At 76.1% G+C, this 14,181-nt stretch carries 13 protein-coding genes; 10 read left to right on the forward strand and 3 right to left on the reverse strand.

Going from position 1 to position 14,181, the window contains the following annotated elements; genetic code table 11:
* Window positions 1-20: 20 nt before the first annotated feature.
* The 3 genes from ABZZ79_RS08975 to ABZZ79_RS08985 all read right to left on the reverse strand — a co-directional run bounded on the left by ABZZ79_RS08975 (window position 21) and on the right by ABZZ79_RS08985 (window position 2,237).
* The gene (locus tag ABZZ79_RS08975; RefSeq protein WP_356688016.1) at window positions 21-461 is read right to left on the reverse strand and encodes an SRPBCC family protein; all 441 of its coding nucleotides are present in this window, start codon (window positions 459-461) and stop codon (window positions 21-23) included.
* Window positions 462-563: 102 nt separating this feature from the next.
* On the reverse strand, window positions 564-1,331 hold the full coding sequence (locus ABZZ79_RS08980) for a polysaccharide deacetylase family protein (RefSeq protein ID WP_356688276.1): 768 nt from the start codon (window positions 1,329-1,331) through the stop codon (window positions 564-566).
* 102 nt (window positions 1,332-1,433) lie between these two features.
* Entirely contained in the window at window positions 1,434-2,237 is an 804-nt protein-coding gene (locus tag ABZZ79_RS08985; RefSeq protein WP_356688278.1) for an EamA family transporter, read from the reverse strand.
* A 164-nt stretch (window positions 2,238-2,401) separates the two neighbouring features.
* Here ABZZ79_RS08985 and ABZZ79_RS08990 point away from each other — a divergent pair, with 164 nt between their 5' ends.
* From ABZZ79_RS08990 to ABZZ79_RS09035, 10 genes are all read left to right on the forward strand, one after another.
* On the forward strand, window positions 2,402-3,259 hold the full coding sequence (locus tag ABZZ79_RS08990) for a LysR family transcriptional regulator (protein WP_356688018.1): 858 nt from the start codon (window positions 2,402-2,404) through the stop codon (window positions 3,257-3,259).
* Between the two features lie 481 nt (window positions 3,260-3,740).
* Complete coding sequence (locus ABZZ79_RS08995; RefSeq protein ID WP_356688020.1) at window positions 3,741-4,862, forward strand: macro domain-containing protein; 1,122 nt, start codon at window positions 3,741-3,743, stop codon at window positions 4,860-4,862.
* A gap of 145 nt (window positions 4,863-5,007) precedes the next feature.
* A complete protein-coding gene (locus ABZZ79_RS09000; protein WP_356688022.1) occupies window positions 5,008-5,205 on the forward strand; it encodes a hypothetical protein in 198 nt (65 codons plus the stop codon).
* The gene (locus ABZZ79_RS09005) at window positions 5,202-5,963 is read left to right on the forward strand and encodes a hypothetical protein (protein ID WP_356688024.1); all 762 of its coding nucleotides are present in this window, start codon (window positions 5,202-5,204) and stop codon (window positions 5,961-5,963) included. Before ABZZ79_RS09000 ends, ABZZ79_RS09005 begins: the two co-directional genes overlap by 4 nt.
* Window positions 5,960-7,036, forward strand: coding sequence for a protein phosphatase 2C domain-containing protein (locus ABZZ79_RS09010; RefSeq protein ID WP_356688026.1), 1,077 nt, complete (start codon window positions 5,960-5,962; stop codon window positions 7,034-7,036). The genes ABZZ79_RS09005 and ABZZ79_RS09010 overlap by 4 nt, the downstream gene beginning before the upstream one ends.
* A 2-nt stretch (window positions 7,037-7,038) precedes the next feature.
* Entirely contained in the window at window positions 7,039-8,109 is a 1,071-nt protein-coding gene (locus tag ABZZ79_RS09015; RefSeq protein WP_356688028.1) for a hypothetical protein, read from the forward strand.
* On the forward strand, window positions 8,106-8,783 hold the full coding sequence (locus tag ABZZ79_RS09020; RefSeq protein WP_356688030.1) for a 4Fe-4S single cluster domain-containing protein: 678 nt from the start codon (window positions 8,106-8,108) through the stop codon (window positions 8,781-8,783). The genes ABZZ79_RS09015 and ABZZ79_RS09020 overlap by 4 nt, the downstream gene beginning before the upstream one ends.
* A complete protein-coding gene (locus tag ABZZ79_RS09025) occupies window positions 8,780-10,210 on the forward strand; it encodes a hypothetical protein (RefSeq protein ID WP_356688032.1) in 1,431 nt (476 codons plus the stop codon). The genes ABZZ79_RS09020 and ABZZ79_RS09025 overlap by 4 nt, the downstream gene beginning before the upstream one ends.
* Window positions 10,207-12,357 carry an AAA family ATPase gene (locus tag ABZZ79_RS09030; RefSeq protein ID WP_356688034.1) on the forward strand — a complete coding sequence of 717 codons (2,151 nt, stop codon included), beginning with the start codon at window positions 10,207-10,209 and terminating at the stop codon, window positions 12,355-12,357. The genes ABZZ79_RS09025 and ABZZ79_RS09030 overlap by 4 nt, the downstream gene beginning before the upstream one ends.
* A gap of 2 nt (window positions 12,358-12,359) precedes the next feature.
* Window positions 12,360-14,180 carry an Hsp70 family protein gene (locus tag ABZZ79_RS09035; protein WP_356688036.1) on the forward strand — a complete coding sequence of 607 codons (1,821 nt, stop codon included), beginning with the start codon at window positions 12,360-12,362 and terminating at the stop codon, window positions 14,178-14,180.
* Window position 14,181: the final 1 nt, after the last annotated feature.

Genomic DNA, 14,181 nt, shown 5'->3' on the forward strand with positions numbered 1-14,181 from the left:
TGAGCCGGCCGCCGGTGTGATCAGGCCGCCGCGAGCAGCCGGTCGACCGCCCGGCCGAACACCGCCCGCGCCGCGGCCCCCAGCAGCGGGTCGAGGGCCCCGGGCAGGAACCGCACGCCCAGCTCCTCGCGCCACAGCACCCGGGCACGTCCGCCCGGCTCCGGCAGCACCTCGATCTCGGCCCAGCCGCGCACCACCCGGCCGCGCTTCTCCAGCCGGCACAGCCCCGGTCCGCCGTCGGCCGGAGGCCGCCACACCGTGACCTCCATCCGGTCGTCGAAGCCGAGCGGCCCGAGTCCGCTGCGGGCCACGACGAGCGTGCCCTCCCGGGTGGGCGGGGCCGGGCTCGCCGTGACGCGGGTGAGCGGGACGGCGTCGCCGTGCCGGGGCCAGTGGGTGAGCCGGCGCCAGGCCTCGTCGGGCGGGAGCGGCACCGTGCGCCTGAGGAGGAAGAGGACCACGCGAGGATCCTAGGCAGTCCGGCACCCGCAGGAGTGTGACGGCCCACCACGTGACGCGCGTCGGAGCGGAGCCTTTGTCGCGCGGTGCCCGCTGTGGCCGGGTCAGCGGTAGACCCTTCCCGGCTCCGCCTTTCCGGGGGCCAGGAGCTGAGGGACCGTCACGAAGACGTAGCCGCGTTCCTTGAGGGCCTTGATGATGCCGGGTACGGCCGGGACGGTGCCCGGGTAGAGGTCGTGCAGCAGGATGATGCAGTCGCGGGAGGACTGGTCCAGGACGCGCTGCCGGATCAGCGCCGGGTCGTCGGTCGTGTAGTCCTTGGCCGTCACGCTCCAGAGCACCTCCGCCAGGCCCAGCTCGCGGCAGATCTCGTGCACGGTGTCGTTCGTGCGGCCCTGCGGCGGGCGCATCAGGGTCGGGGTGCGTCCGGTGAGCCGGGCTATCTCCTCGGTGGGACGCTTCAGTTCCTCACGTATCTCGTCCGGCTTCAGCTCGGTGAGTATGCGGTGGTCCCAGGTGTGGCTGGCTGTCTCGTGGCCCTCGTCGGCCATCCGCCGCACCAGCTCCGGGTAGGTGTCGATGTGCCGCTTGCCCAGCAGGAAGAAGGTCGCCGGGACCCCCTCCCGCTTCAGGATGTCCAGCAGCCGCGGCGAGTTCTCGCTCGGCCCCGCGTCGAAGGTCAGCGCGATGCACCTGGCCCTGCGGCAGTCGACGGTCCCGAACTGCGCGGGCGCGCCCGCGAGGGCACGCGCCCGCACGGAGCTGGGTGCGGTCGTCTCCAGGCCCGTGCACCCCGTGAGCGTGAGCGTCAGGGCGGTGGCGGCCGTGGCGAGCCGGGCGGCGGCGCGGAACCCGGGCCCCGTTTTCTTCATCTTCCGGGTCGGAAGCTTCTTGGTCAGAGAAGGCATGCCGGGACTATACACAGCGATTATATACGCGGTGAATAGTGGTCTGAGCTGCGCTTTCTCAGCTGATCAAGGCCGTCGCGTCGCCATGCTCACGGCGTTCGCGGCCACCACCGCCCCGATGCCCGCCCAGTCGGCCGGTCCGAGCCGCTGCCCGAGGAGGACGAGCCCGACCAGCGCGGCGAGCACGGGGTTGACGCTCATGAACAGCCCGAACGCCTGGGCCGGCACCCGGCGCAGGGTGAACAGGTCGGCGAGATAGGGCACCGCCGAGGACAGCACCCCGGCCGCCACGGCGTACCCCAGAGCCCCGGCCGTCGGCGGACGGACGGCCGCGACGACCGCACCGACCGGCAGGAACAGCCCGGCCGACACCACGGCCGCGGCCGACGCGCCCCGCGCACCCGGTATGCGCTCACCGATCGTCCGGTTGAGCAGGATGTACGACGCCCAGCACGCGGCCGCCAGCAGCCCGAGTGTCATCCCGAGGTAGTCGGCGGAGGGCCGGGGCCGCATCAGCGTGACCACCCCGGCCGCGGCGAGAAGCGCGCAGACGGCGTCCAGACGCCGGCGGGCCCCGGTCAGCGCGATGACCAGCGGCCCGACGAACTCCAGTGTCACCGCGAGCCCCAGACCGATCCGGTCCACGGCGCTGTACAGCGACAGGTTCATCGTCCCGAACACCAGCGCCAGCAGCAGCACTGGCCGCCACTGCCGCCCGGTCAGCGAGCGCAGCCGGGGCCGGGCCACCGCCGAGAGCACGGCGGCGGCGACGTACTGGCGCACCGCGACGACCCCGACGGGCCCGATGACCGGGAAGGCGAGCGCGCCGAGGGCCGCCCCGGTCTGGTTGGACAGTCCGCTGCCGGCCATCGTGACGACGCCCGCGAGACGCACCCCCGGCGGGCCGGTGACGCGGGCGCGGGGGTCGGCGGCGGTGGCGGAGGCGCTGGTGGCGGCGGTCGGCATGTGTCGAGAGTGCGGTCCGCGCGGGCTTGCGCACAATGCATCGACAGGCCGATCCATACGCTGAGGTCATGGATGTGGAACTCCGCCATCTGCGCTGCCTGGTCGCCATCGTCGAGGAGGGCACCTTCACCGACGCCGCGCTCGCCCTGGGTGTCTCCCAGGCGGCCGTCTCGCGCACCCTCGCCGCACTCGAAACCGCCCTGGGAGTAAGGCTGTTGCGGCGCACCTCCCGCTCGGTGACGCCCACCGCCACCGGGCTGCGCGTCCTCGCGCACGCACGGCGGGTGCTCGCCGAGGTGGACGACCTGGTCCGGGAGGCCGGACAGGGCTCCCAGCGGCTGCGGGTGGGCTACGCGTGGGCCGCGCTCGGACGTCACACGCTCGCCTTCCAGCGCCGCTGGAGCGCGGCGCAGCCCGCCGTCGAACTCCATCTGGTCCGTGTCAACTCCGCCACCGCGGGCCTCGCCGAGGGCAGTTGCGACCTGGCGGTGGTGCGCAGACCGCTGGAGGATCGCCGCTTCGACAGCGCGATCGTCGGCCTGGAGCGCCGGCTGTGCGCCCTCGCCGCCGACGACCCGCTGGCCCGCCGCCGCTCGCTGCGTCTCTCCGACCTCAGCGACCGCACCCTGCTGGTGGACCGCCGTACCGGCACCACCACCCCTGAGCTGTGGCCGCCGGAGTCCCGGCCCGCCGTCGAGGAGACGCACGACGTGGACGACTGGCTCACGGTGATCGCCTCGGGCCGCTGTGCCGGCATGACCGCCGAGTCCACCGCCCACCAGTACCGCCGCCCAGGCGTCGTCTACCGCCCGGTGCGCGACGCCGCCCCGGTCGCCGTCCGCCTCGCCTGGTGGCGCGACGACCCGCACCCCGCGGCCCGGCCGGTCATCGAACTCCTCACGGAGCTGTACCGCGCCGCGGAGTGACAGCGGTTCCCGCGCCGGTCGTTCCCCGGGCGCCTCGCCGTCGTTCCCCGGCTCGGCGGGCGTCCGCGCGGGTGCGGTGTGCTCTGCTGGACGGCGGGGGAGCCGGTCGGCAGGGCGGGAAGGGGATGCCGTGCACGCCGGTGGTGCGGCCGCGTGGGCGGTCGCGGTGACCGGTATCGCCCCCTGGGGGGCGGCCGACTCGTGGCCGAGCGGGAACCGCCGGCCGGGCGGCGCGCCCCTCGCACGGCTCGGCGAACCGCCCGACGACATGCGCACGGGCGCCGCCCACGGGGACGACGGACACCGAAAGGGTGGACGGGCTCGGCCGGAGCGTGGTCGGGCCGGGCTCCCCGCCGGGCTCGCCGAGGTCGACCGGGTGCTCGCACCGCTGCGGGCGGGGTGGTGCCACCGTGGCCGGAGTGATGCGGTACGCCGGACACGCGCCTTGTCGGCCGTGGCGGCCGGTGCCATCGTGGCCGGCATGCCAACGGGGGTCGATCACGCGTCGATAGTGGCCGAGCTCAAGGCCGTCCGCCGGGCCGGCCTGGTCAGGCTGCGTGGAGTGCAGCTGACCGCGCTGCGCCGGGCGGCCGAACTCGGCGCGCCCGACGGGTCGGTCGAGGGACTTCTCCGCCGAGCCGTCTCGGCCCTGGACGCGGGCACACTGCGCACGGCCGCCGCGTACACCCTCGGCCTCGCCCAGGGGACCCGGGACTGGCCGGCCGCCGACCGGCGGCGCCGCGCGGCCGAGGTGTACGGGGTGAGCGTGGAACGCTTCCGCAAGGACCACGAGGTGATGGTCCTGGAACAGATCGCGGAAGCCGTCACGCGGCTCGCCGCCACCACCGAGGCCCCCGGGCGGAGGCCGGACGGGACGACGCCGGACGGGACGACGCCGGACGGCGCGCCGACGGACGGCGGCACGCGCACGCACCGCGTCGTGGAGGTGCCCGCCGGGGGCCGCACCCTGCCGCTGACGGTCCATGTCCACCCCGTGGACCTGTTGCGCGACGTGGACGTCGTGGTCTCACCCGCCAACACCCATCTCGCGCTGCCCGAGACCTACAAGTCCTCGGTCGCCGCCTCGCTGCGCCGGGCCGGCTCGGTGCGCGGGGTGACGGGCGACCTGATGGCCGACCCGGTGAGCGACGAACTGCGCGCCTGGGCCGACCGACACGGGACCGCGGGCCGGCCCGTGCTGCCCGGCACGGTCGCCGCCACCCCCGGCGGGGCGCTCGCCGCCCGCGGCGTGCGGCGGATCTACCACGCCGTGGTGGCCGTGCCCAGGGCCGGGACCAACGACTACGAGGTGCTGCCCGCCGACATCACCCGCGCGGCCACCCGGGTGTTCGAGGTGATGGCCGAGGAACGCGACGGGGCGTGGCCGCAGTTGCGTTCCGTCTGCTTCCCACTGCTCGGGGCGGGCCGCGGCGGACTGCCCCGCCAGGTCAGCCTGGACGCGATCTGGGCGGCGGTCGAGGCGGAGGCCGCGCGCGGGGCGGACTGGGAGATCCATGTCGTGGTCCGCGACTCACGCGCCGCGGAGCTCGTCGAGCGACTGCCCGAACGGGTCCGCCCGAGCGGCCACCCCCGCACGACCTGACGGCGCCGGGGGGCGTTCCCGTCCCCGCCGGCATACGACCTGACGCCGACCCGTCCCCGACCCGGCGCGCTGCTTCACTTCAATTGCAGTGAGTATTCCTTGAGTTGACAGGACATCACCTACTGTGAATCGCACGGACGGGGGAATGGCGCGATGGGCGCACGGTGCGGTGGGCCGGGTGACGACCTGGCCCGATCCCGACGTGTACGTCCTCGTCGAAGGAGTCCTGCTGCGCGCCCTGCCGGAGGCACCGGGACTGCTGCCCGGCGCAGCGGCCGAGGTGCGGGCCGATCCGTCCACCGGCCGCCTCCTCGTCCGTCCGGCGCCACAGGGGCCCGCGTGACGACGGCCTTCGGTGAGGGGTTCGACGAGCGGCAGCCGGTGGTGCTGCTGCTGGACACCTCGGCGTCCATGGCCCGGCCCGCCGAACGGCCCCGGATCGACGAGCTCAACGACGCCCTCACCGCGTGGTTCGACGGCGTACGGGGCCATGGGCGGCTGCGCTCGCGCGTGGAGGTCTGTCTGATCACCTTCGACTCGCGGGTGCGCGCCTACGATCCGCGCGAACACACCCTCGTGCCGGTGGAATCCCTCCCGGCGGACCGGCTGTTCGTACCCGTGGACGGGATGCGGCCGCCCCGGCTCGCCGCCTCCGGGTACACCCGTATGACGGACGCCGTGGACGCGGCGCTCGCCCTCGCCCGGGAGCGGCTGAGCACGCTCAGGGCGCGCCGGGTGCAGGTGATCCGGCCGTTCCTGTGGGTCCTGACCGACGGAGCGCCCAGCGACGCCGAGGGCCGGCCGCTGGACGCCGAGGCCCTCCAGGACACCGCGTGGGCACTGCGGCAGGGCGAGCGGGACCGCGAGTGGGTGTTCCAGGCCGTCGGGGTGCGCGGCGCGGACCTCGACCTGCTCCGCGTCCTCGCGCCGAAGGGCGCGCACCTGCTCGACCGTCTCGGTTTCGGCCAGATTCTGGACCTGCTCTTCTACAGCTCCGACCGGTTCGGCGCGGTGCAGGACGCCGACGCCGTCCACGCCCAGGTCGCGGACCTCGCGGCGCGCCGGGCGAGGATGGCCGAGATCGAGGGGGAGTACCAGTGATCGTCTCGGGCGCGTCGGTCGCCGGAGCCGCGCACCTGGACGCCGGGCGGGGCGGCGAGGACGCCTTCCGGGCGGTACGGACGGACTACGGGGTGGTCCTCGCGGTGGCCGACGGGGTCGGCTCACGGCCGCGCGCGGCCCTCGGCGCCCACCTCGCGGTCGACACCGCCTGCCGGGTCCTCGCCGCCGAACCGCCGCCCGGCCGGGACGCCGACGCGCCGGAATGGACCGCCTGGACCGCGGACCGGGGCGCGCTCCTCGCCGAGACCTGTCTGCGCCACGCCCGCGCGCTCACCCGGGACGAGGACGGCACCGGGCCCGACGATCTGGGCGCCGCGCTGCTCGTGGCCTGTGTGCGGGTGCCGTGGGTGGCGTTCGTGTCACTGGGCGACTGCTTCGCGGCCGTACTCACCCGACCGGACGTCCCGCACGCCACCGACGTCCCGCACGCCACCTACGGCCAGAGCGGCTGGGACGGCCAGAGCGGCGGGGACGGCCGGAACGCTCCGGGCGGCCGGAGCGGCCGGAGCGGTCCGGCAGCCCCCGAAAGCCCCGACCGCCCGAACGGCCGCGACTGCCCGAACGGCCGCGACTGCCCGAACGGCCGCGACTGCCCGAACGGCCGCGACTGCCCGAACGCGGCGGACTGCCCGAACGCGCCGGACCGCCCGAACGCGCCGGACCGCGCGGACGTCCCCCGCGAGCGGTGCCATCTCGTGCTGCCTCCGCCCGCCCCGGGCGGTCCCCCTCCGGCGTACACGACCTCCCCGGCCGCCCGGCTGCGGGTGCGCACCTTCACCGTGTGGGAGCCCGAGCTGTCCGGTGTCGTCCTCGCCACCGACGGCTGCGCGCCGCTCGCGCTCGACCACCCCTGCGTACGCGGACTGCCCGACGCCGCCGGGCCGTTGCCCAGCCCCCGCTTCCTGCCGCCCCTGGCGGCCGCGCTGCGCCGCGGCGGCGGAAGCGCCGCGCCGCTGCACGCCCTGCTGTCCGGGCCGGCCGCCGCCGAACGGACCGGGGACGACCTGACTCTGCTGTGCGCTCTCACGGAGGGCGACCGGGGATGGTCGTGAGGGTGGTTTCGCGCGGCGGCCGCGAGTGGCAGCTCACCGAGCGGATCGGCGCCGGCTCCGAGGGCCTGGTGTACGCCGTCGGACACGACGGCTCCCTGGTCGCCAAGCTCGTGCCCGACCCGGCCGACCCGGTCGCCTACCGGCGCCGGGTGGAGCGGCTCGTACGGCAACGCCGCGAACCCCGGACCGTACGGCTGCTCGCCGGGACCCCGCAGCGGGTCGCCTGGCCCCTCGCGGCCGTACGCACGCTCCGGGACGATGTCGAGGGCTATCTGATGCCCGACCTGCGGCGCGACTTCCTGCCGTTCACCGCGCTGCTCACCGAGGCCGGCCGTCCGGACGCGCTGCCCGGCGCCACCTGGGCCACGGCCCTGGCCGCCGCCGAGGCACTGGCCCGGCTGCTCGCCGACCTCCACACCGAGGGCTATGTGGTGGGCGACCTGAACCCGGACAACCTCTGGGTCGACGCGCACGGCCGGGTGGGCATGGCGGACGTCGACTCGTGGCAGTTCACCGACGGCCACGACGTGTTCCCCGGCCGTATGCGGACACCGGGGTACACGGCACCCGAGCGGATGGCGCCGAACGCCGGGACGAGCGGCGCGCCGGCCGGTCCGGGGGAGGAGACGCGAGCGCCCGCCGCCCCGCCCGTGCCGCCCGACGCGTCCACCGACGCCTTCGCCCTCGCGGTCCTCGTCCACCAGCTCCTGATGGGCGGGCTCCACCCGTTCGCCGGGCACCCGGCCGACGGCGACTACCTCTCCCTCGACGACAACGTGCTGCACGACCGGTGCCGGCTGCTCGACCGGACCTCGGTGGTGCTGCCGCGCACCGCGCCGCCCGCCGACCTGCTGCCCCGCGCCCTCGACGCGCTCCTGCGGGCCGCCTTCTCGGCGGCCGGTTCCCGGCCTCCGGCAGCCGTGTGGGCTCGGGAGCTGGCGGCCGCGCGAGCACCCGGCCGCCTTGCGCGGTGCACCGTACGAGCCACGCATGTGCACACCGTGGAGCGGCCCTGGTGCCCCTGGTGCGACCAGGCCCGGCGCGGCATGGACAGTTACCCGGAGCCGGCGTGACCGGGTCCGCGGACACGCTGTCGGTGGCGCGGACCCTGGACCGCTGCACGGTCCTCGGCCCCGGAGTCCGGGCCGTCGTCTGGGTGCAGGGCTGCCCGCTGCGCTGCAAGGGCTGCGTGGCCGCCGAGACCCTCCCCTTCGACGGCGGCACCCCGACCGCCGTACCCGAACTGGCCGAGCGCATAGCCGCGTTGACGGACGTGGAAGGCGTCACGCTGTCCGGGGGCGAGCCGTTCGCCCAGGCCGAGGCGCTCACCGCGCTCCTGGACGCCGTACGGCAGCGGCGGCCCGGCCTCTCCGCGATGGCCTACTCGGGCTTCCGGTACGAGGCGCTGCGCCGTGGCACCCGGGCCCAACAGGCCCTGCTCGACCGGCTCGACCTGCTGGTGGACGGCCCCTACGTCGCCACCCGGCACGCCCCGCTGCGCTGGCGCGGCTCGGCCAACCAGCGGCTGCTGGCACTCACCGACCGCTACGCCGCACTCGTGGCCCGGATCGCGGCCGAGGACGACACCAGCGCGGGCATCGAGGTGTCGATGGGCGCCGACGGCTCCTTCTCGTGGGCCGGGGTGCCGCCCGTGCCCGGCTTCCGGGAAACCCTGGAAGCGAGCCTGGAGGCAAGGGGGTTCGCCCCGCGCACCGACCGCACACAGGAAGGCCGGAGGACCCCATGAGCGGCTCACCCATGTACAGCGTCGTCTCCCTCGACCCCGGGCTGATGGCCCTCGGCATGACGCTGCGGGCCGCCCGTTCGGCGGCGCGCAGGGCGCGCGAGGACGAGCGCCGCGCCGAACGCGAGGCGCTGGCCGCCGAGCGGGCCCGGCGGCTCGCCGAACGCCAGGCCCGCGCGAGGGCCGCCGCCGAACGCCGCCGGGCGGAGCTCGCCGAGCGACGCCGCGTCCGGCAGGAGACCCACGCGGCCGGCCTGCGCGAGGAACAGGGCCGGGCGGACGCCCGCCGCCTGGACGAGGCCGAGAGCCTGCTCGCCCCGCTGCGCGGCGCGTCGGACCGCGCCGCGGAACTCGCCTCGCTGCGAAGGCGGCTGGCGGACCTGCGGGCCGAGCTGGGCGGCCCCCGGCCGCTCGGCGCGGACATCGAGGAACTGCGCGGTCTGGTCGTCGTCGCGACGGGCGGCACCGCCGAGCGGGCGGCCGCCGTCCGCCCCGACCCGGGGGAGGTCCTGCGGGACCTGCTGTGGCGGCTCGCCGGTCTGGGCGCCGACGCGGCCGCCCATGACGCCGCCGGGGCCCGGGAGTGCGCCGAACTGCTGGACCGGATGGGCGCGTTGGCGGCACAGCCCGACGCCGGGGTCCGTTTCGAGGCGCTGCTCGGCAGCGCGGAGCACGCCCTGAACCGGCACGCCCACACCGTCGCCCGCGCCGTCGAGGACGCCACTGCACGGGCCGAGGAGGAGGCCCTGCGCGCCGAGGAGGAGGCCGCGCGGGCCGAGGAGGAACGGGCGGCACGCGAGGAGGCCGAACGGGCCGCCCTCGCCGAGGCCCTGGACCGGTTCGGCGTCGTCGAGGACGGTGCGCGCGACGCCGTGCACGACGCGGCGGACCTGGGCGCGCCGGAGCTGGCGGCGGAGGTCGAGCGGACGCTGCGGACCGCCACCGAGGCGCTCGGCACGCGGCACGCGCGCGCCGCCCTGGACGCCGTCGCCGCGCTGGAGACGCTCCTGCCGTCCGTCGAGGAGCAGCTCGACGAACTCCAGCTCGCCCATGCCCGCCGCACCGAACTCGCCCGTGCCCTCAAGGACGCCATGACCGACGCGGGCCTCGACTTCACCGGCGGCGAGGACCGCGGGGAGCTGCTCGTCCTGTCTTTCGAGCGGCAGAGCGGCGCGGTGTACGAGGCGACCGTGCGGACCGAGTCCGACGGCACGCCCCTGCTCACCTACCACGTGGACGGGGAGCCGGACATGTCGATCAGGCCGGCGGCGCGGGGCGAGGCGGTCTGCGCCCCCGAGGAACTGCTCGACCTGGTGCACCGCGCCCTGGACGGCTCCGGCTTCACCTCCGGCGAGCTGACCTGGGACGGCAAACCGCCGCGCGACACGGCCCGGCAGCTGCCCGGCACGGACCGGCGGAGGGCACGATGACCACGGGCGAGCCGCAGCACCCCCGGCTCCTGAAGTCCCCGCCGCAGGGGCCCGGTCAGGCCCGGCCGGGTTCCGGTCACGCGACGTCCGGCCCCGCCCTCGCTGTCGGCCCCGCCCTCGCTGTCGGCCCCGCCCCCGCCGTCGGCTCCGACACGACCTCGCCCGTTGCCGACGCCACCTCGGCCGGCCCCGTACCCGCCGACGGCATGATGCCGCTCTGGGCGGTCTCGCTCCGATGGGAGCTGCGCCGCGGCCGGCAGGTGATCCTGGACGGGCGGATCCGCGACCGCTGGTGGTTCGAGGACCGGCCCGCCTCCTTCCGCTCCCTCGTGAGTGGCGCGCTGGAGGCCTGGGGCGCCGATGTCGTCGGCTGGTGGGACCCGGTGGACGGACTCACCTTCCCCCTGCCGGGGCACGCCGAACGGTTCGACGAGCTGGTCGCCGCCCTGCCCCGCGACCCCCGCACCCCGCCACCCGCCGAGGAGCACCGCGCCGACCCCCGGGCCACCGACACTCTCCGGCGCGGCGAGCGGGAGCCGGCCGAGTCCCCCGACACCCCCGCCACCCGGCGCGGTGAGGAGCGCCGCCGGTCGCAGGACGGCCTGTTCCGGCCCCGGACGGGCCGCCGGGCGAGTTCCTTCGAGGACGTCACGGCGGTCGTCCGCAGACTGGTCGCCTCGCCCGAGGCGGCGACCGCGTTCGTCTTCCAGGACGTCGACCACCATCTGTCGGCGGACCGGGCCGACGCGCACCTCGGCTGGATGCGGCTGCGCGCCGCGATGACCGAGGCCGTGGTGCCGTACCCCGGACCGCACAGCGGGCCCGCCCCGCACCCCAGGAACGCCGTGCTGTGCGCGGTCGGGGACGTGGGCCGGCTGCCCGGCTGGTTCGTGCTGGACGACCCGCGCGTCGCGACCCTGCACATCGGGCCGCCGGACCCGAGCCAGCGCAGGCTCTGGCTGAGCATGCTGCGCGAGGAGTTCAACGGCGGTCCGCAGGCGAGCCGCGCCGAGGTCGAGGCACTCGTCGGCGCCACCGACGGCATGGCCGGCTGGGACATCCACGCCCTCTCACGCACCTCGTGGCTGCGCTCCTCACCCGTGCAGAAGCCCGACAAACTCCTGGAGCTGCACCGGCTCAACGTGAGCGTGGACCCGTGGACCCAGCTGGACCGGGAGGTCGTCGGCCGGGCCGCCGAGGCGCTCGGCGAGCGGGTCGTGGGCCAGCCCGCGGCCGTGTCGGCGGTCGCGGCCGTCCTGCAATCGGCCTTCGTGGGCGTCGACTTCGGCGACTCCGGAGCCGCGCGCCCGCGGGGTGCCTTCTTCTTCGTCGGACCCACGGGCGTCGGCAAGACGGAACTCGCCAAGGCGGTCGCCGAGTTGATGTTCGGCGACCAGAGCGCCTACGCCCGGTTCGACATGAGCGAGTACCAGCAGGAGCACGCCGCGGAACGCCTGGCCGGGGCGCCGCCGGGCTACATCGGCTACGAGCAGGGCGGCGAGCTCACCCGGCGGGTGCAGGAACGGCCCTTCAGCGTGCTGCTCTTCGACGAGATCGAGAAGGCCCATCCCAAGGTCCTGGACAAGTTCCTGCAGATCCTGGAGGACGGCCGCCTCACCGACGGCCGCGGCCAGACCGCGCACTTCTCCCAGTGCCTGATCATCTTCACTTCCAACACCGGCGCCGACGCCGTCCAGGACCTCCTCGCCGAGGCCGGTGACGCTCTGTCGTACGACCGGCTGCGCGGGCACTTCACCCGGGCTGTGGAGGAGAAGTTCCGGGAGATCGGACGGCCGGAGATCTACGGGCGGCTGGGGCCCGGCGTGGTCGTCTTCGACATGCTGCGCCACGACCATGTCGTACGGATCGCGGACCGGCTCCTCGGGCAGCTCGCCGAGTCCGTGCGCGAGCGCCACCAGGTCGAACTCGTCGTCGACCGGGCCGGGGTGCACCCGTGGATCACCGGCCGGATGGCCGACCCGGAGCGCCGGGCGTACGGCGGCCGGCAGATCCGCAACGAGCTCCAGGCCCTGCGGGCGGCGGTGGTCCGGTTCTTCGTCGAGCACCGGCCGGCCGCGGGGGACCGCGTCCTGGTCGGCGTCACCGAGGACGGCACGCCCCGCGTCACGGCGGAGAGGAGGACCTGACGGTGTACGGCATCGACGTCGGTCACCGCTACGGACGGATCGCCCGGCGCGACGGGGACGGCCGGCCCGTCGTGGCGACGGTGGCGTTCGGGCCCGGCGGTCCCGGCACCGCCGCGGCCGCGGTCACGGCGCTGGCCAGCGCCCGGGACGCGCCGTCGCAGCGGTCCGTCGCGCTCGCGCTGCCCCTGGACGAGGACGGCGAGCGGGCGGAGGGCGCGCTGCTGCGGGCCGCCGAGGGCGCGGGACTCACCGTGCTCCACACGATCGCCGAACCGGTGGCCGTCGCCCTGCACTACCGCGCGGTCGTCGAGGGCACGGACCGCACGGTCCTCGTATACGACCAGGGCGCGACCACGCTGGACCTGGCCGTGCTCGCCGTCGCCCACGACCGCACGGTCCGGATCGTCGACGCGGAGCGGCACCCCGTCGGCGGGGACGACTGGGACGCCGCCGTCGCGGCCGAACTGCTGCACCGCACACCGGACCTGGAGCCCTCCGCGGCCCTGGCCGCCGCCGAGCGGCTGCGCCGGGCCCTCGACGGACAGGGGGCGGAGGCGGCCACCGAGCGGATCGGCGAGACGGAGGCCGTGCTCGACCGGGAGACCCTCGACCGGCTCGTCCGGCCGCTGCGCGAGCGGGCCCGGCGGGCGGTCGCCGACCTGTGCGCGCGGACCACGAGCCCGCCGGACACGGTCCTCCTCGCGGGCGGGCTGGCCGCGACACCGGGCACCGACGCCTGGCTGGAGAGCGCGCTCGCCCTCCAGGTGCGCAGCGCCGACCCCGCCCACGCCGTCGTCGGCGGACTGCTGCACCTCGCGGACTTCGGCGCCCTCCGGGTCAGGTCCGGCCCGGCCCCGCACCGGGAGGACCCGGAGCCGCAGTCCATCGCGCGCCGGGCGGGCGCGGAGCCCTGGCCTGCCGGGCACCCGGAGGACCCGCCGTCGCGGTCAGCGAACCGGCGCGAGGACCCGGAGCCCGCGTCGCGCGCCCCGCACGCGGCGGACCCGGAGCCGGAGCAGGAGCTGAAACCGGAGCCGGAGCCGGAGCCGGAGCCTCAGGCCGAACCGATACCGGCCCCCGCCCCCGCCCCCGCCGCGCCCCGGGCGGATCAGGAACCGGAGCGGCAGCCCCGCTCCGACCCTCCCCCCGAACCGCCGGTCGCCCTCGCCCCCGAGAACCTCTTCGCCGTGCCCGTCGACGAGCTCCAGGCCATCCGCCGCGGCACCCATCTGCTCGTGCTGTGGGCCTGGCCGCCCGGCTCCCGTACCGCGCGGGTGCGCTGGCGGGTCGAGGGGGACACCGTGGGCGGCTCGCGGGACACGGGCGACATCCGGTGCTCGCGCCGGGTGTACGAGCACGACGGCGGCCTCGACCTCCCGGTGGGGCGGGCAGCCGTGACCCTCACCGTGGAGGTGCTGGTCGCCGGGCCGGCCGTGGACTGCGAGGGCTCCTCCGCGCTGCTGGTCGACGCCGAGCCGCCCGTCGTCGAGTACGAGCCGTCCGTACGGCGCCGGCTGGGCGGCCGCGTCGCGACGGTCACCTTCACCTCCGACTCCGGCTGTCTGCTGCCCGCCCTGCGGATCGTGCACGGCGTCGGCCACTACCGCCCCTCCAGCGCCGCCGAGGGCACGGTCGTCCACGACCTGCCCGCGCAGCCGATCACCGCGCGGGTGCCGCTGCGCGTGGAGTTCCCGCTGCCCGCGACCCGCGGCACGTCCTGGCTGGTCTGCTTCCCGGCGCACCCGGACGCCGCCTCCGACTCCGACTCCGACTCCGCTCCCGACGTGCGCCCCACGGCGCTTCACCGACTGCGGGTGACCTGAC

It is taken from the genome of Streptomyces sp. NPDC006458, assembly GCF_040612135.1.
Classification (GTDB): Bacteria; Actinomycetota; Actinomycetes; order Streptomycetales; family Streptomycetaceae; genus Streptomyces.

What these genes read in the sequence shown, in the direction of transcription:
- ABZZ79_RS08980 (WP_356688276.1), bottom strand. Translation starts at nt 1,331, where the DNA reads ATGAAGAAAACGGGGCCCGGGTTCCGCGCCGCCGCCCGGCTCGCCACG.
- ABZZ79_RS08985 (WP_356688278.1), bottom strand. Translation starts at nt 2,237, where the DNA reads ATGGCCGGCAGCGGACTGTCCAACCAGACCGGGGCGGCCCTCGGCGCG.
- ABZZ79_RS08990 (WP_356688018.1), top strand. Translation starts at nt 2,402, where the DNA reads ATGGATGTGGAACTCCGCCATCTGCGCTGCCTGGTCGCCATCGTCGAG.
- ABZZ79_RS08995 (WP_356688020.1), top strand. Translation starts at nt 3,741, where the DNA reads ATGCCAACGGGGGTCGATCACGCGTCGATAGTGGCCGAGCTCAAGGCC.
- ABZZ79_RS09000 (WP_356688022.1), top strand. Translation starts at nt 5,008, where the DNA reads ATGGCGCGATGGGCGCACGGTGCGGTGGGCCGGGTGACGACCTGGCCC.
- ABZZ79_RS09025 (WP_356688032.1), top strand. Translation starts at nt 8,780, where the DNA reads ATGAGCGGCTCACCCATGTACAGCGTCGTCTCCCTCGACCCCGGGCTG.
- ABZZ79_RS09030 (WP_356688034.1), top strand. Translation starts at nt 10,207, where the DNA reads ATGACCACGGGCGAGCCGCAGCACCCCCGGCTCCTGAAGTCCCCGCCG.